Source organism: Shewanella xiamenensis, assembly GCF_014647135.1.
Classification (GTDB): Bacteria; Pseudomonadota; Gammaproteobacteria; order Enterobacterales; family Shewanellaceae; genus Shewanella; species Shewanella xiamenensis.
Map to the genome: position 1 here is coordinate 37238 of NZ_BMOP01000010.1, position 22605 is coordinate 59842.

Annotated in this window: 16 protein-coding genes; 10 read left to right on the forward strand and 6 right to left on the reverse strand. The window is 44.6% G+C overall.

Annotation, left to right across the window (positions count from 1 at the left end):
• Positions 1-46: 46 nt before the first annotated feature.
• Positions 47-2209, reverse strand: a complete 2163-nt coding sequence (locus IEY09_RS10735; protein ID WP_188871008.1) for a tetratricopeptide repeat protein — start codon at positions 2207-2209, stop codon at positions 47-49.
• 140 nt (positions 2210-2349) lie between these two features.
• On the opposite strand from IEY09_RS10735, the gene IEY09_RS10740 reads away from it, so the two are divergent.
• The gene (locus tag IEY09_RS10740) at positions 2350-4161 is read left to right on the forward strand and encodes a M61 family metallopeptidase (protein WP_188871010.1); all 1812 of its coding nucleotides are present in this window, start codon (positions 2350-2352) and stop codon (positions 4159-4161) included.
• Positions 4162-4342: 181 nt separating this feature from the next.
• Here IEY09_RS10740 and rdgC read toward each other — a convergent pair whose 3' ends face one another.
• Complete coding sequence (rdgC, locus tag IEY09_RS10745) at positions 4343-5257, reverse strand: recombination-associated protein RdgC (protein ID WP_188871012.1); 915 nt, start codon at positions 5255-5257, stop codon at positions 4343-4345.
• Positions 5258-5549: 292 nt separating this feature from the next.
• Between rdgC and IEY09_RS10750 the strand changes: the two genes are divergently transcribed.
• The 5 genes from IEY09_RS10750 (at position 5550) to IEY09_RS10770 (ending at position 12297) form a co-directional block, all read left to right on the forward strand.
• Positions 5550-6518: a porin gene (locus tag IEY09_RS10750; RefSeq protein WP_188871014.1), complete on the forward strand. Its 969-nt coding sequence runs from the start codon at positions 5550-5552 to the stop codon at positions 6516-6518.
• A 185-nt stretch (positions 6519-6703) separates the two neighbouring features.
• Positions 6704-7393, forward strand: a complete 690-nt coding sequence (phoB, locus tag IEY09_RS10755; protein WP_011071727.1) for a phosphate regulon transcriptional regulator PhoB — start codon at positions 6704-6706, stop codon at positions 7391-7393.
• Positions 7394-7473: 80 nt separating this feature from the next.
• Entirely contained in the window at positions 7474-8772 is a 1299-nt protein-coding gene (gene phoR / locus IEY09_RS10760; RefSeq protein ID WP_188871016.1) for a phosphate regulon sensor histidine kinase PhoR, read from the forward strand.
• A gap of 225 nt (positions 8773-8997) precedes the next feature.
• Positions 8998-9969, forward strand: a complete 972-nt coding sequence (locus IEY09_RS10765; protein WP_037416594.1) for a PstS family phosphate ABC transporter substrate-binding protein — start codon at positions 8998-9000, stop codon at positions 9967-9969.
• Positions 9970-10479: 510 nt separating this feature from the next.
• Positions 10480-12297, forward strand: coding sequence for a M1 family metallopeptidase (locus tag IEY09_RS10770; protein ID WP_188871067.1), 1818 nt, complete (start codon positions 10480-10482; stop codon positions 12295-12297).
• 597 nt (positions 12298-12894) lie between these two features.
• Here the strand turns inward: IEY09_RS10770 and IEY09_RS10775 are convergent.
• A complete protein-coding gene (locus tag IEY09_RS10775) occupies positions 12895-13380 on the reverse strand; it encodes a glutathione peroxidase (protein ID WP_037425797.1) in 486 nt (161 codons plus the stop codon).
• A gap of 147 nt (positions 13381-13527) precedes the next feature.
• On the opposite strand from IEY09_RS10775, the gene IEY09_RS10780 reads away from it, so the two are divergent.
• From IEY09_RS10780 to IEY09_RS10790, 3 genes are all read left to right on the forward strand, one after another.
• On the forward strand, positions 13528-14898 hold the full coding sequence (locus IEY09_RS10780; RefSeq protein ID WP_088585845.1) for a magnesium transporter: 1371 nt from the start codon (positions 13528-13530) through the stop codon (positions 14896-14898).
• Positions 14899-14925: 27 nt separating this feature from the next.
• Positions 14926-15435, forward strand: a complete 510-nt coding sequence (locus IEY09_RS10785) for a GNAT family N-acetyltransferase (protein ID WP_188871018.1) — start codon at positions 14926-14928, stop codon at positions 15433-15435.
• Between the two features lie 162 nt (positions 15436-15597).
• Positions 15598-16137, forward strand: coding sequence for a YfaZ family protein (locus tag IEY09_RS10790; protein ID WP_188871021.1), 540 nt, complete (start codon positions 15598-15600; stop codon positions 16135-16137).
• Between the two features lie 57 nt (positions 16138-16194).
• On the opposite strand, the gene IEY09_RS10795 is transcribed toward IEY09_RS10790, so the two are convergent.
• Positions 16195-17046, reverse strand: a complete 852-nt coding sequence (locus tag IEY09_RS10795) for a DMT family transporter (protein WP_172590067.1) — start codon at positions 17044-17046, stop codon at positions 16195-16197.
• A 197-nt stretch (positions 17047-17243) separates the two neighbouring features.
• On the opposite strand from IEY09_RS10795, the gene IEY09_RS10800 reads away from it, so the two are divergent.
• Positions 17244-18911, forward strand: a complete 1668-nt coding sequence (locus tag IEY09_RS10800) for a diguanylate cyclase (RefSeq protein WP_188871022.1) — start codon at positions 17244-17246, stop codon at positions 18909-18911.
• A gap of 58 nt (positions 18912-18969) precedes the next feature.
• Here the strand turns inward: IEY09_RS10800 and IEY09_RS10805 are convergent, their stop codons facing one another.
• The gene (locus IEY09_RS10805) at positions 18970-22095 is read right to left on the reverse strand and encodes an NAD(P)-binding protein (protein WP_188871024.1); all 3126 of its coding nucleotides are present in this window, start codon (positions 22093-22095) and stop codon (positions 18970-18972) included.
• A gap of 239 nt (positions 22096-22334) precedes the next feature.
• Positions 22335-22493: a small highly charged protein gene (locus tag IEY09_RS10810; RefSeq protein WP_037416614.1), complete on the reverse strand. Its 159-nt coding sequence runs from the start codon at positions 22491-22493 to the stop codon at positions 22335-22337.
• Positions 22494-22605 lie beyond the last annotated feature (112 nt).

The window sequence follows — 22605 nt, forward strand, 5'->3', positions numbered from 1 at the left end:
TGCAAATTGCTTTGCTTGTACGATAGTGATTAATTGTCGATATTGATCAAATATTTTCTAACAAATGCCGATTTTGGTTATTTTCCCAGCAAGGCCATACAATATCTTCCTTTATCGCATTCGTCTCGACTCGGATCAGGCCGCGTTCAATACCTTTCTCTAAGTGCAAAAACAGCGGGTCGGCAAACAGTGTCGGTGGCACAAAATCTAATGCTCTGAGACTCACATAATAACAAGTGTCATTTGGCAAACTTCGTGCACCAGCGAGCGCCATTTGCACGGTTTCAAACAGCAATTTGGGGGCAATGTTAATCTCCGCTTTGGCAAGCAGGGGCAAATTGATAAAGCCGAGATTGAAACTAGGCGTAAATGCTTGTTTATCGAATTGCTGTTGAAGTTGTGTTAACACTTGCTGTGGTTCTACGGCCTCAGTAAACCTGACCGCAAATAAGCCTTGGCGGATCACATAGACGGGCATAAACAGACTATGGCTAATATGGTTTGTGAGCTGACGGGTCATAGTATTGGCAAAATATTGGCCGTGATTGAGGTCAGTCGATATATGGTCGCGAAATTCAATTAAAGCTAGCGCAGTGGTTTGAGTGCTAGGCGGGTTTAGCGTCAGATCGTTTAATAGTGCAGCATATCCCTTATGATGGGTAAAAGGTTCTTCTAAGCTTAATTGAAGCAGCGATGCGTTTTGCTGTTTGCTCTTGCGTCGTTGATTTAGTAAGAAGATAACTGCTATCACCAACAAGGTTATGATAAGACCACTAAATGCCAGGAATTGATTAGTATCCTTAGCGGTTTGAATGGCATCATTTAACTTGCTTTGAATCATATTGAGTTCTAACTTGAGCTGCTGTTCAGCAAGGACTGAAGCAGTGACGCCAGGATCTTTAGCAGTGTCTTTTAATGAGTTGTTTAACTCAATAATCTTTTTTTGTGTGTTGATCACTTTGGCTTGATCTTGCTGTTTTTCTGCCGAAAGGGCGATTTGTGTCAGTGCTGATTTTTGCTCCTCTGGTAGATTTAAATCTGTCGCCAACACTAAAGCGTTTTCAGCATGCCCCATCATCAACGGCCAATCTTGCTTACCTTGAGCAATTTCACCAATCAGTAATTCGTTATAGACCAAGTAATGATGGCTTTGTTTTTCAGTGAATATTTTATTAGCCATCAACAAATACTTAAGTGCATTCACATCATCATTAAGATGCGAATAAGCTTGACCTAAATTGTGGAAATTAAGCCCTTGAGCGATGTAATTACCGCGTTTAGCATCGAGTTGCTGAGCATTAAGGTAGTAATCAATGGCGCGGTTCCAATCCCCTTGCTCACCATACACCATGGCAATAACTGTCATACAGCTGGAAAGATAAGTATCGTTCCCTAGCTTTTTAAATCCTGCTGCGGCTTCGTGGGCATTTTTTAACGCTTCATCCCATTGTTTTAAATCACGATACACCTTAGCGAGTTGTAACTGAAGATGCGTTTTCATTGACGGATAATTGGAGCGATTTGATAGTCGAATCGCTTCACTATAATGTTGCAATGATTTGGTTAGTTGTTGATTTTTATTATAGTAGTGCCCTAGTTTCGATTCGGCAGCCGCGATGAGGTAGTCGTTTCTGAGCTTATAAGCAATATCGCGATAAGTGTGAAAATGCATTAGTGCAGGTACATCTTGGCGAATAACCAAGTGCATGCCACCTAAATGTTCATGGATGGTATGTTTTAGCAGCATAGACTCAATATCAACGCTTTCGCTGATCTGTGTCAGTGCTTCGTTATAAAAAGCGATCGCTTCTTGGTATTTTTGTTCGGTGCGACCGATATAGCGCCCCTTTAGCATGGCGACGGTGGCTTGCTCGAAGGGCGTTTGCGCTATGCTTGCCAGACGTTCGATTAAGTTGTTTGCGTCTTGAAAACCCACCTTGGTTTTGACATTGGGTTCCAGATTTAACCGTGCGAGGAGTTGCAGTATGTGCTCAAACTCATCACTGCTGTAGCCCTGTTCTTGGGCTGCTCGTTCGAATTGTTCACGGTTCTTAAAGGTGATTGGAAAAGAAATCGACTGATTAAGCCTGTCATACATTTTTTGTGGCGTTTCACGCAATTCTATTTCTTCAGCCTCAAGATCGACCGCCAAGGTTTGAAAAGAAATAGATATTAACAAGGTCACGAAAATAACAATGAGTTTATGCATGTGTAGGTGGCCCTATATTCCCTAAGTCAAGGAACTTATTTTGTTAGCTTTTGTTAGCGCCTAATGAGGATGCTACATCGACTTGTTATACTTGGAAAAAATATAAGAAGCATAATAACAGAAGACGGAAGGAAGTCAGAGTGAAACCCAATAGATTATCTATTTTGGCATTAAGTGTATTAGGGTCGGCTAACGTATTTGCCGATGTGGATTACAAAATTGATTTAAGCCAACCCCAACATCATCTTGCACAGGTGAGTGTAACGTTTCCCGAAGCGAAAGCAGGTGAGTTAACGGTTAATCTTCCTGTGTGGCGTACGGGTAAATACCAAGTGTTACCACTCTCTGATGGCGTGCGTTTATTCACGGCAAAAGACAGTAAGGGCAATCCACTCCCATGGAAACGCAGTGCTAGTGGCGAGTGGAAAATTGCCTTAGATAATCCAACCAATGTAACCGTGAGTTATCAACTTTACGCCAATGAATTAGGCCAGCGCGTGCGTCATATTGATTCAAGCCATGCTTATCTCGATGCCAGTGGCGTATTAATGTATAGCCCGCAATTTCGAGAAGACCCAGTAGCAGTACAATTAACCGTGCCCGAAAACTGGCAGAGTTATTCGGGCATGTCGTCAGGCAAAATGGCGCATTCATTTATTGCACCTAATTATGATGTGCTAATTGACTCCCCCATTGAAACAGGGGTGAATACTCACAAAAAATTTAGTGCTAATGGCAAAGACTATGAATTAGTGTTTTGGGGTGAAGGCAACTACGATGCCGATAAGGTGGTGAAAGACTTAACCGCATTGAGTGGCCAAGCTAAAGCGATCTGGGATGATTATCCTTTTGATCGTTATGTTTATATGGTGCATGCCACCAGCGGTGCGGGCGGCGCGACCGAGCACTTAAACTCGACGGTTATTCAACTGCCGCGGTTTAGTTTTCGCGAGCGTAAGGATTACCTACGCTTTATTAGCACGGCGTCCCATGAGTTTATTCATACTTGGAACGTTAAAGCTTATCGTCCAGCGGGTCTTGTTCCCTACGATTATCAGCATGAAAATATCACTGAACTGTTATGGATTGCCGAGGGCTCGACCAGTTATTTCCAAGGTCAGTTATTGCTGCGTGCAGGTGTAATGACGCCTAAGGAATTTTTAGAAGACCTCGCCAAACGCATCGAGAAGAGTGAGCTTACACCGGGGCGCGAAATTCAATCCGTTGCCGAAGCCAGTTTAGGCGAGTGGAGCAGCACGGGCGGCGATTATGCCATTAACCACAGTGTGAATATTTACTCCGAAGGTTATTTAGCCTCATTGGCGCTGGATTTTTCTCTGCTGACGGATTCGAATCTTGCCCATTCATACCGCGACGTACACCGTAAACTTTATCAGGATTACCGCGTGCCTAAGGGGTACACTGTGGCCGATGTGCAGCAAATTCTGAAGGACTTATCGGGTAAGGACTATGGCCCATGGTGGCAAAGTCATGTGAATAGTCCACTGAGCCTTGAGTTTTCAAGCTTGTTGTCTCAGGCAGGATTAGTGATGTCCTACGGTAAAGACGCTAAAGCTGAGCCTTTCACTGGCATGACCTTAAGCAGCGAATATGGTTCTTTGGTGCTTGCCCAAGTATTGCGTAATAGCCCCGCCTGGCGGGCTGGTATCATGGCGGGAGACGAGATTATCGCGATTAATGGCTTAAAGGTGACCGCTCAAGGATTTGATAAGCGCATCAAAGACTTTAAAGTGGGTGATAAGGTCGAAATCATCTTATTTAACAACGACAAAATCAAGCAAGTGGCGTTAACCTTAGGTGAGAAACAAAGCGGCAAGCTAGTGCTCAAAGGCGATGTGAAGGCGACTAAACAGCAAAAAGCCTTCTTCAAGGCTTGGCTGGGCATTGATTGGCCGTTTGATAATAAGGGTGAGCTGCTGACGAAAAGTTAACTTGTTTGCGATTTGAGTGAGTGGGCTTTAGGTTGGCTTATTCGAATCACTACCAATGTGTTACTTCAGTCATAGATACTAAAAAGGCGCCGCAGTGAACTGAGTCCAACTGCGGCGCCTTTTACTTTTCTAATACTGGCTAGGAAGGAGCCTTGGCCAAATACGATCAGCGTTATAAGCGTTAAGCTTGAGTCTCTTCAATGCCACCCAATGCAGAAACCAGGGCGTGCATTAGTGCGACTAATTCACTGCCCATTAAGGCAAAGTCAGCATCGAGGCGCGCCATCGGATCTTCATTACCCAACTCATCATTGCCTGCTCTAAATTCTTCGGAGAATTTTAAGCGTTTTACGCTGGCATCGGATTGCAGCAGTAGCGCAATCGATAGGCCAAAGTGCAGGGCGAGCTTATGCACTTCTTTACCGGTTTCGAGGTGGGCAAGTACTTCGTCTTCTTTTAGATCTTGCTGCTTAAAGCGTACTATGCCGCCTTCATCTGCGGCAGATTTCAGCTCAGCTTCATCTTGCATTTCAAAAGGTAAGGGGGCGCTGCCATTTTTAAGCCATTCAGTTAATTGGCTTTCAATCGGTGCTTTAAAGCTTAATGGGATCACTGGCAAGCTACCTAAGGCCTTGCGTAATAAGGCTAATAATTCTTCTGCCTTAGTGGCGCTTGAGCTGTCGACGAGGATTATTTCTAGCTCAGGTAAAATCAGTGCGCGTGTTTGGCTGCGGCGCGAAAAAGCGCGTGGCAATAGGCTAGTGATGATTTCATCTTTTAGCGCATCTTTTTCTTTTTTGGCGAGTTTACGATTTTCTTCGTCTTCAATTTGTGCCACTTTTTCTTCTAATGATTCTTTAATTACTTGACCAGGAAGAATTTTTTCTTCTTTAGTGACACAGATTAGATGACGATTGTTGGCGCTGTGCACTAAGGTGCTGCCCTGTTTACCTAAGGCATTGGAAAACCCAAATTTGCTGACGTCTTGGCTGCCGCACGGGGAAAATGTGAAATCGGCAAGTGCGGTTTCAAGTGCTTCTGTCTCGATGGAAAAAGGTTTATTGAAACGATAAAGAGTAAGATTTTTAAACCACATAAGATGCGCTCATTGGAAAAATAAAGTCGCAGTTTACGGCATAGTTGCGGCGGGGTAAACCTACCTGAAATCGTTAAATTTTGCCTTGGTTGCAGAATTCATCAAAATGTAACATTGAGAAAAACTCAGCTGCAACCCTTGGTGTTAATGGGTTTTGTCTTTTGTCGGAGGTGCGGTTTTATGGTGGCAGTGCCAAGTTGTCACAATTGAAATAAAACTGAAACAGATTCATTGCAAACTTTCGGTCGTTCCAAACCAATAACCAAGACGAACATAACGTCGAAAGGATTAAATGATGAACGTTTTTTGTAAAACTCTACTTGCTTCTGCGCTAGCTTCTGCAACTCTGGCTTCTGCTTATGCCGCTGAGCCATTGACTGTTTATGGTAAGTTGAATGTTACCGCTCAATCAAACGATGAGAAAGGTGACGCTACAACATCTATTCAAAGTAATGCTTCTCGTTTTGGTGTGAAAGGTGACTTCGAATTATCAAGTTCACTTACCGCTTTCTATACTGTTGAGTATCAAGTCGATACAGGTGCCGCATCGAGCGACAACTTTACTGCCCGTAATCAATTTGTTGGTTTAAAAGGTGGCTTTGGTTCTTTGTCCGTTGGTCGTAACGATACCTTGCTCAAGATTTCTCAAGGTGATGTTGACCAATTTAACGATCTTTCTGGCGACTTAACAAAATTATTTAAAGGTGAAGTTCGTGCCGCTCAAACAGCGACTTACCTAACACCTTCTTTTGGTGACTTCGTGTTTGGTGTCACTTATGTTGCGGAAGGTAATGATGTAAAAAGTCAATTTGCTCAAGATGGTTTCAGTGTTGCAGCCATGTATGGTGACGCTAAGTTAAAGAAAACCGCTGTCTATGCAGCTTTAGCCTACGATTCGGATGTGTCTGGATATGAAATCGTGCGTGCTAGCTTACAAGCCAAGTTAGCTGGCATCAAGTTAGGTGGTATGTATCAGCAACAGGAACAAACATACAAATACAACACAACAACGGGCGAACCTGTTGAGGTGACTGCAGATAGTGCAACTGGTTACCTGTTAAGTGCTGCTTATGATATCAATGCTGTGACATTAAAAGCACAATATCAAGACATGGAAGACTTAGGTGATTCATGGTCAGTGGGTGCGGATTACAGCTTAGGCAAGCCGACTAAAGTGTTTGCTTTCTATACCAATCGCTCTTTAGAAGCGAATACAGATGATGATAAATACATCGGTGTTGGTTTAGAACACAAGTTCTAATCTCAGTATTAAGATTGAATTAAGGAGGCTTCGGCCTCCTTTTTTATTGCGATAAACAAACAGTTATATAAACTTAATATGACAATTAGCGCTACTATATAGCTTGTACGGCACACTTATTCATAAATCTGTAATAAAAATGACTAATAATAGCCGTGTTGACATTCACTGACAGAAAATCACCTATGACTGCAAGGATATTGATAGTAGAAGACGAGTTAGCCATCCGCGAGATGCTGACTTTTGTAATGGAACAGCATGGGTTTACCACCTCTGCGGCAGAAGATTTTGATTCGGCCATTGCGCTGCTAAAGGAGCCTTACCCCGATCTGATTTTGTTGGATTGGATGTTTCCTGGAGGAAGCGGTATTCAATTGGCTAAACGCCTCAAGCAGGATGAGTTTACCCGCCAGATCCCTATTATTATGCTTACCGCGCGCGGTGAAGAGGAAGATAAGGTTAAGGGGCTCGAAGTCGGCGCCGATGACTACATCACTAAACCTTTCTCCCCCAAGGAACTAGTCGCCCGCATCAAAGCGGTGTTACGCCGCAGTGCGCCAACTCGCCTTGAAGAAACCATTGATGTACAAGGATTGTTACTCGACCCTGTCAGTCACAGGGTGAGTGTTGGCGATACTGTACTCGATATGGGGCCGACGGAATTCCGTTTGTTGCACTTCTTTATGACACACCCAGAACGCGTCTATAGCCGTGAACAACTGCTTGATAACGTGTGGGGCACCAACGTGTATGTTGAAGACCGAACCGTTGATGTGCATATTCGCCGCCTACGTAAAGCGGTTGAAGAGTCGGGCCATGATCGTCTTATTCAGACCGTTCGTGGTGCGGGTTATCGCTTTTCTACACGTAGTTAGTGCCAAATTAGAGATAGGCACAGGTTAGCTTTTCGGCTATCTTGTGCTCTCCTTATTTAGCCTGATGTTTGGGTTTATTTATGTTCGACTCTTATTCAGGGTACCGGTTATTTACGCGCTTAGCCGTATTCTTACTGCTTTGTTTGTTTATTGGTTTATTGGTAGGGAAACCCCTCTGGATACTGATCATTGGATTGCTAGGTCTCGTGATCTGGCATTACCGTCAGTTAGCGCGACTTAATTTTTGGTTATGGCGAGATAGAAAATTAACGCCTCCCCAGGGCAGTGGCAGCTGGGAAGGCGTGTTTAACGGTATTTACCGCCTGCAAGGTAAAAACCGTCGTCGAGTCGGCCAATTAGCCGCGTTACTTGGGCGTTTCCGTCAAGGTGCTGAAGCCTTACCCGATGCCGCTGTGGTGCTCGACTCAGAGCATAATATCTTATGGTGTAATAAATTAGCTCAGCTAATGTTGGGTTTTGTTTGGCCACAGGATAATGGGCAGCGTATTGATAACTTAATCCGTCATCCCGATTTTTCCGCTTATATTAAAGCTGGTCAGTATAAAGAGCCCTTAGAGCTAGCATCGCCAGTATCGGAGAGGCGTTTACTCGAAATCCGTATCATGGCCTATGGTGATAGGCAACTACTGCTGATCGCCCGTGATATTACTCGAATAAGACAGCTCGAAGGTATGCGTAAAGAATTTGTCGCCAATGTGTCACATGAGCTTAAAACACCGCTCACCGTTTTGCAGGGATACTTGGAAATGATGCAAAGCATGGCGGAGCCGGATTCGATGAACGCAAAGCCATTAGCGTTAATGCAACAGCAGACGCGGCGAATGCAGTCTATGGTGGAGCAGTTGCTGGTGCTATCTCGCATCGAAGATGCGGCGGATATTAATCTTGAGAATACGGTTAATATGTCGCAGCTAATGGAAGTCTTAAAGGAAGAAGCTAAAGCGTTAGCGCAAGACAAATATGAGTTAAGTTTCCATTGTGAGCCGGGCTTAGATTCACATGGAAACGAGCTACAGCTTAGAAGTGCTTGTTCTAACTTAATTTCTAATGCTATTCGTTACACTGAACCTGGGGGCAAGATTACTGTGCAGTGGCGCAGTGTTGCCAGCGGAGGTCTCTTTAGTGTGGCCGATACAGGGGAAGGGATTGCACCGCAGCATATTAGTCGCTTGACCGAGCGTTTTTATCGAGTAGACAGCGCGCGCTCAAGACAAACGGGGGGCAGCGGCCTTGGTTTAGCCATTGTGAAACATGCGTTAAGTCATCATCACAGTGAGCTTAATATCAGCAGTGAATTAGGAAAGGGTAGCACTTTCAGCTTTGTGATCCCGCAGCATTTGATTGAACGTAAAAAATAATTGCTATTTAATGTAACGTTATTTTTTATATTAAAAACAGGCCATTATGGCCTGTTTTGTTTTTTATACTTCGAAAAGAAGTGATTTTTCAAAAAAATGCAAAAAAAGTGTTTTGTCATCTAAGTGTCATATCTTGGACATAGAATTGTCATTGTGGCGATTGATACTGGCTGCGTCTGAAGAAACCTAAGTTACAAATTAGTTAGCTTACTACTGGAGCACATAATGAAACTGAAAAAACTTGTCGGCGCGATGACTCTCACAGCCGCTGGTGTATTCTCTACAACTGCCATGGCAGCTATTGACCCATCTCTACCTACTTACGAGAAAACAAGTGGTGTGTCTGGCAACTTATCATCTGTAGGTTCAGATACTTTAGCCAATATGATGACACTTTGGGCTGAAGAATTTAAACAGATGTATCCAAACGTCAATATCCAAATTCAAGCGGCTGGTTCTTCAACTGCGCCACCAGCGTTGACTGAAGGTACTTCACAATTCGGCCCAATGAGCCGCAAGATGAAGCCTAACGAAGTAGAAGCGTTTGAAAAGCATTATGGCTACAAGCCAACTGAAATCCGTGTTGCGATTGACGCTTTAGCAGTATTCGTACACAAAGATAACCCAATCAAAGGCTTAACGGCTGAACAAGTTGACGGTATCTTCTCTTCTACCCATAAATGTGGTGGTGCGGATATTCAACGTTGGGGTGATTTAGGTCTTAGTGGTGATTGGTCTGCAAAAGACGTTCAATTATATGGACGTAACTCAGTATCAGGTACTTACGGTTACTTCAAAGAGAAAGCGCTTTGTAAAGGCGACTTTAAGGCGAACGTAAACGAGCAACCTGGTTCAGCATCAGTCGTTCAATCCGTATCTCAATCTTTGAATGCGGTTGGTTACTCTGGTATCGGTTATAAAACTGCAGGCGTAAAAGCTGTTGCAATCGCTAAAAAAGGTAATGAGTTTATTGAAGCGACTGCAGAAAATGCCGCTAATGGTACTTACCCATTATCACGTTACTTGTATGTATACGTGAACAAGCAACCAAACAAAGACTTAGCACCAATGGAAAAAGAATTCATCCGTTACGTGCTGTCTAAGCAAGGTCAGCAAGTGGTAGAAAAAGACGGTTATGTGACTCTGCCTAAGAGCGTCGTTGCTAAAGATTTAGAACAGTTAGGCATCCGCCTCTAATGCTAAATCGCTAAACCTTAAGGGTCTCTTCGGAGGCCCTTTTTGTTTTGGGGACTTAAACCACCAACGTCAGTATGGGGTTATCATGCTAGGTGATTGCTAACTGGCGCTTACGACTGAAAAATGGGCATAAAAAAAGCAACCTAATTAGGTTGCTGTAAATTCCAATTCGGAATCTGGGGACGGTCGCGCTAGAAACCATCGAAAGGAGAATGATGATGAACGAAGAAACTCATTGCAAAGATTCGGTTCATAATATCTGACTCAAGGGCGCGAAATTAGTTCAGCAAAAATAGAAAATTTTTGAAAATATTTTTACTATTTTTCTTTATGCATTGAAAAATATGTAAATTTTATTTTTATGAGTTAACTAAAGTCGATTATGGCAAAACTTGGATTCAAGCATTGTTACAAAATGCCGATGCGAGGACAGTTTATTCGATTGCGCGTCGGTAAATCTGCGTCCGATAATATGATTAGATAATTTACCGTTCACAGGTTAGCTAAGTGATGCCATCAGAAAGCCAGCAAATGCCAATCGTTCCCGCAGCATGGGATTTAACTCGGGATTACCATTCCTTTGCCAATAGCGACCAAGTGCAGGTCACGCACTTATCCCTCGCGTTGAAAATCGACTTTGCGACTCGCACTTTGCTCGGGGAAGCGATTCTGTCACTTCGTTACTTTGAACCACAGACTAGCGAGTTATGGCTCGATAGTCGTGATTTACATATTTTATCGGTCACGACTGATACTCAAGAGCCCCTTGAGTTTGTGCTTGAAGTGCCAAATGAAATACTCGGGCAGAAATTGGTGATCCAGCTACCTGCTGAAAAGTGTGAGCGAGTCTGTATTCACTATCGCACCTCGCCAGAAGCTGAAGGATTGCAGTGGCTCATGCCTGAGCAAACGGCCGGCAAACAGTTACCTTATCTCTTTAGTCAATCTCAGCCCATTAATGCACGCAGTTGGATCCCCTTGCAGGATACGCCAAAGGCGCGGATAACCTTCGATGCGAAAGTCCAAGTGCCCAAGGGAATGCGTGCAGTGATGAGTGCGATGAATCATCCAGATACACCGCTTGAAGGGATATTTACGTTTGAGATGGAGAAACCAATCCCAACCCATTTGCTGGCATTAGCGGTAGGCGATTTGGCATTTCAAGCTATAGGCCCGCGCAGCGGCGTGTATACAGAACCTTGCATGTTGGCCGCCGCAGCAACTGAGTTTGCCGATACCGAACATATGCTAGATGTGGCGCAATCGCTATTAGGCCCTTATGCCTGGGGGCGTTATGACATGATCATCTTGCCGCCGAGCTTTCCGTTTGGTGGCATGGAAAATCCCCGTTTAGCTTTTTTAACTCCAACCTTGATTGCGGGAGATAAGAGTCTTGTGTCAACGGTTGCCCATGAGTTGGCACACTCGTGGACGGGCAATTTGGTGAGCAATGCCACATGGCGTGATCTCTGGTTAAATGAAGGTTTTACGACCTATTTCACCAATCGAATTGTCGAGGAAGTCTATGGCAAGGAGCAGGCTGAGCTAGAATGGGTTATTGAATTTGGTCGACTAAAAGAAGAAATGGCCGTTTTACCGCGCCATAGGCAAACGCTACCTGCCAATGTACAACAGGCCGATCCTAATCTGGCCTTTAACCGCTTTACCTATGATAAGGCGTCGATGTTCGTCCATGAATTAGAGCATCGACTTGGCCGCACCGAATTCGATAAGTTTCTGTTTGCCTATGTGCAGCACTTTGCTTTTAAGGCAATTACCACTGAAGAGTTTGTCAAATACGCCAAAGTCGCTTTAGTTGAAGCCTATTCCGATAAGATAAGCGAAGCCGAATTGCTGGAATGGATTTATGGCGAAGGGCTACCTCAAGGTTATGTTGGGCCCACATCGCGAAGTTTAGATAAGGTCGATAGCGCCTTGGAGGACTTTCTAAAGGGCAAAGCGGCTAGTGAGCTTAAGGTGCAAGGCTGGCGTGTCCATCACTGGCAATACTTTTTGACCCAATTGCCTGAAGTCTTGTCTCAGGTGCAATTAATGGATTTGGACGATACCTTTAAGTTAACCGAGTCGACCAATGCCGAAATTGCCTGCGATTGGTTTAGGGTCGCTATCCGCAATCATTACGATCCCGTGCTGCCCGCTTTAAGCGCTTATTTACAGCGTATTGGCCGCGGCAAGTTTGTCCGTCCGCTTTACGCTGAGTTAAAGATTGCGGGTTATCATGCTGAGTTACAACAGATTTATGCAAGCGCACGCGCAGGTTATCACCCATCCATTCAAGTGCAGTTAGATAGGATGTTTAACTCGTAAAAACAGATAAAAAAAATGGCAACCAAAGGTTGCCATAAGAAAATCAAGCTAGGAGACAAAGGAATTCAGTGCGCTAGCGTGTATTCGATTGCTTCCCAAAAGGGAGATGATGATGAACGACCAACCAATTCGACTCTATGCAATAACTTGAAACTGTTCCATTGAATTAAACGGCATGTTTTATCCATTTAATCCTTTGCTAAACATTTCATTTAGCAATCAATTCTGCATCAAAGCGGATTTGTTAATCCTTACATATAGTCAGACTAAGGCCTTTTCATAAAGTTCAGTTTGCGGCTAAAAATTTTTGAAATTATTTTCGACCATGCCGACATGCTAAATATAGAAGTCAGTGGGTGACTACATTTATTTTACAAATAAAACATAGACATAAAAAAAGGCAACCAATTGGTTGCCTAGTGACCTCTTCCTAGGTCAAGGGGGCCGCGCTAGAAGCCCCTGGGAGAATGATGAACATGAAAAAGACATTCGCTGTTCAATATGTTTGAGGGGCTTATAGGATTAAAGTTCCATCGAAAATAAAAATAACTTAACTTTTTTATTTAATAGTAAAGTTTCAACGGGATAGCTCGCTGATTACTTTAAAAGCGTTTCTATTTTGTCGCTAATGTCTTCTGGTTTTGTGGTTGGCGCAAAGCGAGCGACCACTTCTCCCTGACGATTAACTAAGAATTTAGTGAAATTCCACTTAATGCGTTCTGTGCCTAATAGGCCTGGCGCTGCTTTTTTAAGATACTGATATAAAGGGTGAGTATGCTCACCGTTTACTTCGATTTTTGAAAATAGGGGAAAACTCACGCCAAAGTTGAGCTCACAAAAGCTTTGGATACCTTTCTCATCGGCTTTTTCTTGGGCACCAAACTGATTGCATGGGAAGCCTAAAACCACAAATCCTTGTGCTTTATATTTTTGATAAAGCGCCTCTAAGCCTTTGTACTGTGGTGTAAAACCGCACTCACTGGCTGTATTTACAATTAAAATTACCTTGCCTTGATATTGTGCCAGTGCCGTTGGATTGCCTTGAATGTCGTTTGCGCTGTGGCTATAGATAGTCGATGTCATCATTACCTCCTTAGGTGTGATGATTAGCATAAATAATAGTTAAGTTGTTATCAATCAATTTGTGTGCAATTTATTTTGCGTGTTTGCCAATCTTCTTCAATATCAATATAGTTACGCTAATTTTTATCTCAGCAGAAGGGCGTTTATGTGACTGAACATGAAGCCGAATACGAAACAAACACACAGGCCGATGTCGGGCAGGTTGTTCAGCAACTCACTGAAGTTGAAGGTGAAGAACAGGCTGAAGTGTTCAGTGAAATCTTAAATGAAGCAGAGCCTGGTACTATTGCATTAGCACTGGAGTCTTTACCCCTAGACGAGCGTTACGAGCGTTGGCAACAGGTTGAGTTTAGTGACCGTGTGACAGTGCTGAGTTTAATGCGTGCCGATCCGCGTATGGGTATCCTAAAGCAGATGCCCGACAATGAGGTGGATCTGCTATTCGCGCAGCTCAGTCCTGAGGATTTGATTGAGTGGAGTGATTATCTCCCCGAAAGTTTTACCGACCGCGCCTTGGCGCAGATGGGCGAGCGTCAGCGGCAGCGTTTCGAGTTGTATGACCAATATTCGGAAAACGAAATTGGTCGTTATACCGATCATCAAATGTTAGTGCTCAGCGATAAGGCGACTGTGGCTCAGGCACAGCGGTTTTTCAGGCGAATTGAACTCGACTGTAACGACAACTTATTTATTGTCGATGAGGCGGATAAATACCTAGGTACGGTCAGACGTTATGATATTTTCAAGCATGATCCCTCTGAGCCGCTGATTTCACTGTTATCGGAAGACAGTCGTGCATTAACTGCGGATACGACGCTACTCGATGCCGCCGAGGCGATAGAACATAGCCGCGAAATTGAGTTACCCGTGATCGATGAGGCTGGGGAGCTGATTGGCCGTGTCACCCTGAGGGCCGCGACTGCCTTAGTGCGTGAACATTACGAAGCGCAATTAATGGCGACTGCGGGTATGGATGAGTCCGACGACTTATTCGCCCCAATCATCAAAGGTGCGCAGCGCCGCGCCGTGTGGTTAGGGATTAACTTACTCACCGCATTTTTGGCCTCGGCAACCATTGGATTGTTTGAAAACGTCTTATCTCAAGTGGTTGCACTTGCGGTACTTATGCCGATAGTGGCGTCCATGGGCGGGATTGCGGGGAGTCAGTCGCTCACCTTGATGATCCGCGGTATGGCGATGGGGCAGATCTCTGCGGGTAACTTATTCTCGTTAATGAAGAACGAGTTAGGGATTGGTTTAGTCAATGGCACTCTGTGGGCGATTGTTATTGGATTGGTGGCGGGCTGGTGGTTTGCCGACAGCACCATAGGCATAGTGATAGGTTGTGCGATTTTAATCAATATGGCGGTCGCGGCTTTAGCTGGGGTGATCGTGCCTATGGTCTTGCAGCGATTTAACCAAGATGCGGCGCTCTCTGGCTCGGTGATTTTAACCACTGTGACCGATGTGGTGGGCTTTTTCACTTTCCTCGGTATGGCGACGATACTCTATCTTTAAGTGGATTTGGTTGTTTAACTCATTTGTATGAATCAAAACGATATTCAATTTGTTCTTTGTCAAAACGCGGCCGAATTAGCGGCTGCGGCGGCATTAATTGACCTGCGGGATGACAACGCGCATCCCCTCGACCATCAGGCTTTTGCTCTGTCCCGCGCAGTGATATTGGCGAAGACTCTCGAAGGCGAGATAGTCGGCTGCGCAGCGATTAAGGCCGGTTCTGGTCCAGTGGGGGAACTCGGTTATCTGGTAGTCTCGCCTTTATATCGCCGCCGAGGCATCGCCCAAGGGCTTACCCTTATGCGGATTGAAGTGGCTAAAGCACTGGGAATCGCCCTGTTATTTGCCACTATTCGAGATGAAAACAACGCCAGCAGAGTGAATTTACTCAAGGCCGGATTTCACTTTTGGCGTAACTATTTAAGTATTCGAGGAACAGGGAATACCGTGGGTTGGTATTACTTAACCTTGTGTGATGAGATTGATATTGAAGGAACGATGCAAACCTTAGTGGGAAATCGTATACCAGCACCTTAATGTGTAAAAATTGTTTTATTTAGGTTTTGATGATGTTTGGTGCAGGTTTTTATTTGGTTTTAAATTCAAAAATATCGGCACCAAAATCCTAAATATGCAGATTTTCTTTTTTTATTCGGTATGATCCGCGCTATTACCCACAGTCATTATTGAGGTGTTTTTATGGCTAAATTCAGAGTAGCAAGTGTCTTATTATTGAGTGCAGCTGCGCTGCAAGTGAATGCGTCAGAATTTAATCTTGGCTTAAACAACGATGTGGTTTCTACTGAGTTAGAGCTGCAAGTGAATAAAGATACTAATGCAGTATTAGGATATATTTATTCGGACGATAGCGGTCATATTGCTCAAGGTGCAATGCACATGACCCACGATGCGGGAGTGCATCATTTTGAAGTGGGCGCTAAGTTAAGCCAGTTATGGGCAGACAATGCGCCAAATGGCAGTACTGTGTCTGTCGGTGGTCGTTATGCGTTAGCCTTAGGACCAAATATTTCTATACATGCTGCCGCTTACTACGCGCCATCGGTATTGTCTTTCGGTAATGTCGATGGTCAGTATGAATTGGATTCTAAAGTGCAATACAACATCAACCCGAATATGGCGCTGTACGTTGGTTATCGTAAAATTGCTTTTGAATACGATAATGCCCGTGATTTTACCTTTGAAGATGGTGCGTACATCGGCGGTAAATTCCGCTTCTAATCGAACCAGTAAATTGGCGACCTAAATGTGTCGCCTCGAATTTAAAGCCGGCCAAGGTTACCTTTGCCGGCTTTTCCATTTGGCTTTGAGCTCGCTGTAGCTTGGCAGGATGGAGGAGAAGAGCACAAGTCCTATGCCAATACACACCACAATGCTTAAGTGCTCATCCAAAAACCACCAACCTAACAATGCGGCAAAAATAAGGCCTGTGTATTCCACTGGTGCCATTTGGCTCGCATCTGCTCGTCGATAGGCATGGATAATCAGGTAGGTCATGCCGATATAAAACACGCCTAAGGTTAAGCCGACTTGAGCGACGGGGAGATTAAAATCTGCGCCCTCGTACCAAGTTGCCGGTATCAGAAAAACCATCGCAAAGGCATTAGACCAAAAGAGTGTTGAAAAGGGATGCTCATGGGTTGAGTATGCCTTCAAAATCAAGCTGTTTGTTGCCGAAGTCATGGCCCCAAAAAAGGCTAAGCCAATGTAGAGATTAAATTCGGTTGGTTGGCTTATCAGTAATATGCCTGTAAAACCAATGATGCCTGCTACTGTTCGGCGATAGCCTATGCGCTCATGTAAAATGAACGCGGACAATAACAGCAGTAATAATGGCGAGGTATAAATGACTGCGGTGACTGTTGCGAGTGGCAGATGCAATACAGCTAGCATAAAGATAGCATTGCCTAAACCAATTAATAGCGCTCGGCTTAAGTGCACTTTGTAAAAGGGACTTAACTTGAGATTGCCCTGTAAACGCCAGACAAAGGGCAGTACCAAAAGTGTGGCAAATAATTGCCGGTAAAGTACAAGTTGAAACACTGGCGCATTAGTTTCAAGCAACTTAACCAATAGGTTACCGCTGGCTATCAACAATTGTGCCGCTAAAATCATCAATAAAGGTGCCATAGGTATCCATGTTAACGACTGATATTGAGGCTAAAGTGTGGTTCTATAAGTTAACGACTAAAATATCATCATAAGGCATCCAATTGCCGACTAATTTAGTCTAATCAATTGTAAAAAATAAAATGTAGTCATAAAGTTAACACTCTAAATTGATTTTCTGCGTCGAACTAAACGCGGGTATATAAACCAAGATACCAATGAGTAAAACTAACGTGCATAATTTCTGGTGCTTTTTGTTGCTGTTTTGGACATTTAGTCCATTTGCCCTTAGCGCTGAAATTGCGTTGGACTCCCCTTATTTATTCCATGCAGAAGATAAGCAGCTCCCGCCTGCCGATTTTAATGAGGTAACTCAATGGATGAGCCTACTCAAAGAAGCTAGCTCTGTGAGTCTGGCTGGTGGCGACTATTGGATGGTGTCTCCTGTGATGGTTAATAGCCGTCAAACTCGTTGGGTAGTCGATGCCAGTAATTCTATTGTTGAATCGGTCGACTATTGGTTACTTGGTAGTGATGGCTCTGTGCAAACGGCCCACAGTGGTTACTATGCACCCTATGAATTTTTATTCGATTACGGTCGGAAGGTTCAACTGAATATTGGGATTGATTATTGGTTGGTGACTCGACTGAGTAGCCGCTATTATTCCTCCGCCCCAGAGCTGGCTTTAACGTCAGAAGAGGTGCATCAGTTAACCAACGACCGTGTGGCCATGGCGATACTGATTTGTTTAGGGGGATTACTGTTTATCGCCTTATATAATTTACTGATTTATATATCTATTTTTGATAAGGCCTTCTTATATTATGGCCTTTATGTATTGGCCTATTTTGGTGGTTGGGCATTAACATTCCATTTACCTGCTCACTTGTTTAACTATCATCAACTAGAACTACATCATCTGTGTTTTATCAGTTTGCCGATATTTAATATTATGTTCTACAAGCACTTTTTACAGTTGCCTAGCTATTCGCCCCGATTGTGGCGACTGAGCCAGTACTTATTAGCTGCTTGTGTTTTAGCCTTGCCTACCAGTATTTGGTTATTGTCCTATACCGCGATTATTGCCTCTGTACTCATTATGTTGTGGATTGCGTTGGCGATCACCTGTGGCAATGTGTGTTTGATGAAAGGCTTTGCCCCAGCGCGCTATTTCATCATGGCCTTTAGTTGTTTGCTGTTGCCTGCGGTGATTATTTTACCGGGCAATATGGGGATTACTCCTGATTTTATTGAGCATGCTGAATTTGCTACTTTGCTCGGCGGCACTGTAGATGCCTTACTGCTATCTCTTGCCTTGGCCAATAAACTTAAACTCCTTTCTGAAGAACGTAAGGCGCATATCGAAGAGTTAGGGATCGCTTGGGAAAAAGCAAGGCTTGATGGCTTAACGCGAGTCGGTAACCGTTATGCCTTTGATGAGTTTATGAATTCTCAATTGGCCTTTTCCAATAAGGTGGTTAACCCTATGGCGTTGGTGCTGCTCAATGTCGACAATCTCAAGATGGTAAATGATACCTTGGGACATCAAGAAGGGGATCGTTTACTACAAAGACTTGTGCAGTTTTTGCAAGCGACCAATATTGCTCAACTCAAAATCTACCGTATTAGTGGCGATGAGTTTGTCGTTATTCTGCCTGCGAGTAGCGTGACAAATTTAGTGAATAGTTTGCGAGAATTAACTGCGCAAGTCGCCGCTGAAGGCTTAAAGGATTGTCATTTTAGTTTTGGCATCGCGATGAATACCGACGTAGCTGAACCCCATGAGTGGCTGCGCTGTGCAGATAGTAGTTTGTATCAGTCTAGGATGGAAAAACGGCGTCAGGAATATGCCGATAGCCGCGTGGGTGAGATCGCTTCCTTTTAAGCTTGAGAACAACTTATAAAACAAATAGAAAGGGCTGCACAATGCAGCCCTTTGGCATTTAGGCGAAGTCTTTTTCGCCTTTGATAATGGCCGGATGACCGCAGATGGCTTTAGCGGTATGCATCCCCGCCATGGTGGCGGCCTCGACACAACCGGCATTGAGGCCGGTTTTAATCCAATCTCCCGTCATATACAGATTGTCGATACCCGTACCATCGGTAGTGATCCGATATTGTGAGCTGCCTTTAACCGACAACACATAACGTTCCGAAGGATCCACATTGGCGCGCCAATATTGGCTATCGAATCGCGCTTCGCCTTGGCGGTTTTGTTCATCGTGCAACCATTCCCAGGGGAAACTATCGCCAACATGTTGCCACAGCTTATGAATTTCCGTATTGAGCTGATTGATGGCGCCAGCCTTGGCTTCGGCGGTTTTGCGCTGTTGGAAACCGATATCCGTACGTGGTGGATAGGCATCCACGGGCAACGCCGAGCAGAAATAACTGGCATTTTGGGGCTCAAGGCCGCGCCAGTCTTCTTTATCGAGCAATTGATCCATTGATGCCCATGTATCGAAGGGCTCGGTAAAGCCTGATAAGACAGGCTGCTCGCCATTCTCAGAATAATTGGGCCAGCCAATACCATTAAGATCTTGATTCATCCAAAGTTGATAGGCTTGGGTCGCGACGGTCTGCACTTTATCTACACAGGTTTTGAGCGCCGGACTCTGCGCCATGACTTCGCTAGCGACATGGGGGACCGAACCTAGTGACAGACCAAAAATCACTTTGTCGAAGTCCACGCCTTTTTGCAGACGTTTTTTCGGAAGCGCCTGACCAAATTGCGCCTCGTATAGATTGTCCCAATCGCTCCAGAAGTGCTCAAGATTAATATCATGGGCTTTTAGCAATGCGGCTTGCTCAGGCTCGAGCTGATCGTAATTGGGGGTACTTGGCCAGCAGGCTAAGCCTTTCACATCCACGAGTGGATTATATTCTTTGACCGAAGGTGCCAGAGCAACTTGCTCAGTGATTTCAATCGCTTGAATGCTGTTATTGCGACATTCTAAATTATCGACACGATTGAAAAAGTGGAAATTAACCCCGCGCCGTTTCAACACTTCATAGTAGGGGGTAAAGACCACATCTCCCATGCCAGCTTGCATTTTCCACATAATCCCGCCTTGATAACACAGTGCGATACGCAGCATAGAGCGGATAATGGTGCCTGCTTCGACATTCGGTTTGTCAAAATTGCCTTTTTCGTAGGCAAACACCAGATCATAAAAACCGCGTACTGGCGCGCTGTCGACCGTGTATTTTTGACTTGCACCGTGTTTGATTAACCATTCGCGGTAATCGTAGTCGTTGATGGCATCGAAGCCCTTTTCAAACACATCGTCGACAAACATCCCTTTTAAGATGGTTAAGCCTAAATCGACGGCGATATACAGATGACGCAAATCATCGTTAGTGTCTAAATGGTCGCTAAAGCGTTTAACCAGCCTTTGGTGCAGGGCATCGACGGCGGACTCGACCAAACCATCGTCACTCTCGCTGTGGACATGCTCATCGCATTCGCGGCCAATCATTTGATTAAAATGGCATTCTAGCTTGTCACCCAGGGCGTCGAGGGATTCCATCGCATCTTCTACCGAATCCTCTAACTTATCCTTAAGTCGTTCAAACCAGCTGGTATCGAGCCAGTTTTTCGGTGTCGCCATGGCTTTTTCATCGGCCTCCAGCAGGGAGTCCATGTCCTTTAGCCATTCTTTTATCCAAGCAAAGGCGGCCTTAACTACCTTCCAGAAGGTTAAAGTTTCGGTGCCATCCCCAGGGATCCCTGGCAGTGTCGGAAAGGTAATCGGCCAGCAAACGGAGCGACCATTAATTTCTTCCTGTAGCACAATAAAATTATGGGGTTTAAAGGCATCGAAGAAGGTGGCCAGCGGTGCTTCGGGCGGGCGGTTTAATTCTTCATAGGCTTTACGCATCAAGGCGCAGGCATTTTGATAAAAACCAAACCAGATATGGAGGCCATGCTCTTCAATCCGCTGCCCCATCGCGGCATTGCGGCCACTTGCGCCCTTGCCGCCGATTCGCCAGCCTAATTGATAGACATCAATTTCATATTGGTTCTGCCAACCGGGTCTGTCGGTGAGATAACAGGCGGCGGTCATGGCGGCGACACCTCCGCCGAGAATGGCAATTTTTTGTTTTTTGATTTCAGAGTTATCGACCAGCACTTCGCCCGGCGGTACTTCAAAGTCAAAGTTCACATGGTAGGGCAGTAATACATGCTGCTCGCCAACCTCGACGCCTAGGGTTTCTTTGAGTGGGAAGCTGGCGTTATCAAAAATGGTGGCGACAAAGTCATTTTCTAACAGGGCAACACTGTGCACTTTGTTGACCTTAGCGGGCGATGCAGTAATCGCCTGATAAACCGCTTTTTGGCCTGAAGCGTCCGGAAACTGCTTTAAAAACACTTGGTCGATAGCGGGCTTAAACAGCAAATGAAACAGTTGCTCCTCACCTAGCTTATCCAGCTCTGGAATAAAATCCGTTTGTTCTTTAAAGAGTTGCCAGGTTTGGGCTATGGCTTCTAGCGTGGTGAGCTGCGCCTCAGGCTTGGCATTGCAATTCACCTCAATCAGCGGGTGCATGGCAAGCTCAGTGTCAGGGCTAAAGTGTAAGAAGCTCTTTGTGGCCAAGGATAGACGGGTTAATGGCTCTCCGACCGCGGGCATAGTGTATTCACACAAATACTTGGGATAACCGAATAACTCACGGCCATTGATCAGGGCCATCGCATCATTCACCCAAATATGCAGTGGCTGAAAATACACATGACTGATGGCTGTGCTGTTGCTATTGTCTTGGCGACCGACCATGACCCAAGTGATGATGTCGGTTTCTTGGATCCAACCTTTAGCCCTGTCGGTTGGGTCTTCTGAATAGGCTTTCTCGATTTGAGTAAAAGTTGTCAGTACGTAGGGCGATAGCACTTTAAAGTACATGGCACTTCCGGCCACTTGGTTGAGCGTTTTATCGATAGAGCGCTGTAGGTTGGCAAGTTTTCCCTTGAGAAAAAAACCGTACATATCGGCTTTATTCAATACTAAGGGGGAGTGCATTAACATACTGCCTGGGGGATAGATAAAATCGGGGCGTTGTTTTTCCATGGGATCATCCTTTAAACCCGTAAAGATGTGTAAGGTAGTTTTTGTCGACAAAAAAGCATGAGTAAACCCTAAAGAGCATAGGGTAAATAGGTCAATTAGCCTATTGATTTTACAATTGAATTAAAAGATGAATAGAGGGAAAAACTTAGATTAACTAGCAAGTTGGATTAACTCCAACTTGCTGGGATTTGACTGCTTATAAAGCTCGAATTTGCTAAGGCAAACGGGTCGTAGTTCAGTTACTTCGATTTATGCTGATAGAAATCCACCTCTGCATCATCAGAATAACGGCGCTTAGTATCCCTGCGACGTTGTTTTACGCGTTTGTTTTTTTGCTTACCTTTGACGTTTTCGCCCCATGGCGCATCATCGTCGTCAAATTCATAGGAGTGTGACATGGTCAAAATTCCAAAAATACCTGTGCCATTCTCAGCACTCGATCTTTTTACCCAAAGGCGAGATTAAGCTAAAGCGAAATATTTAATCACTGATGGTGAAAAGTTTTGTCCA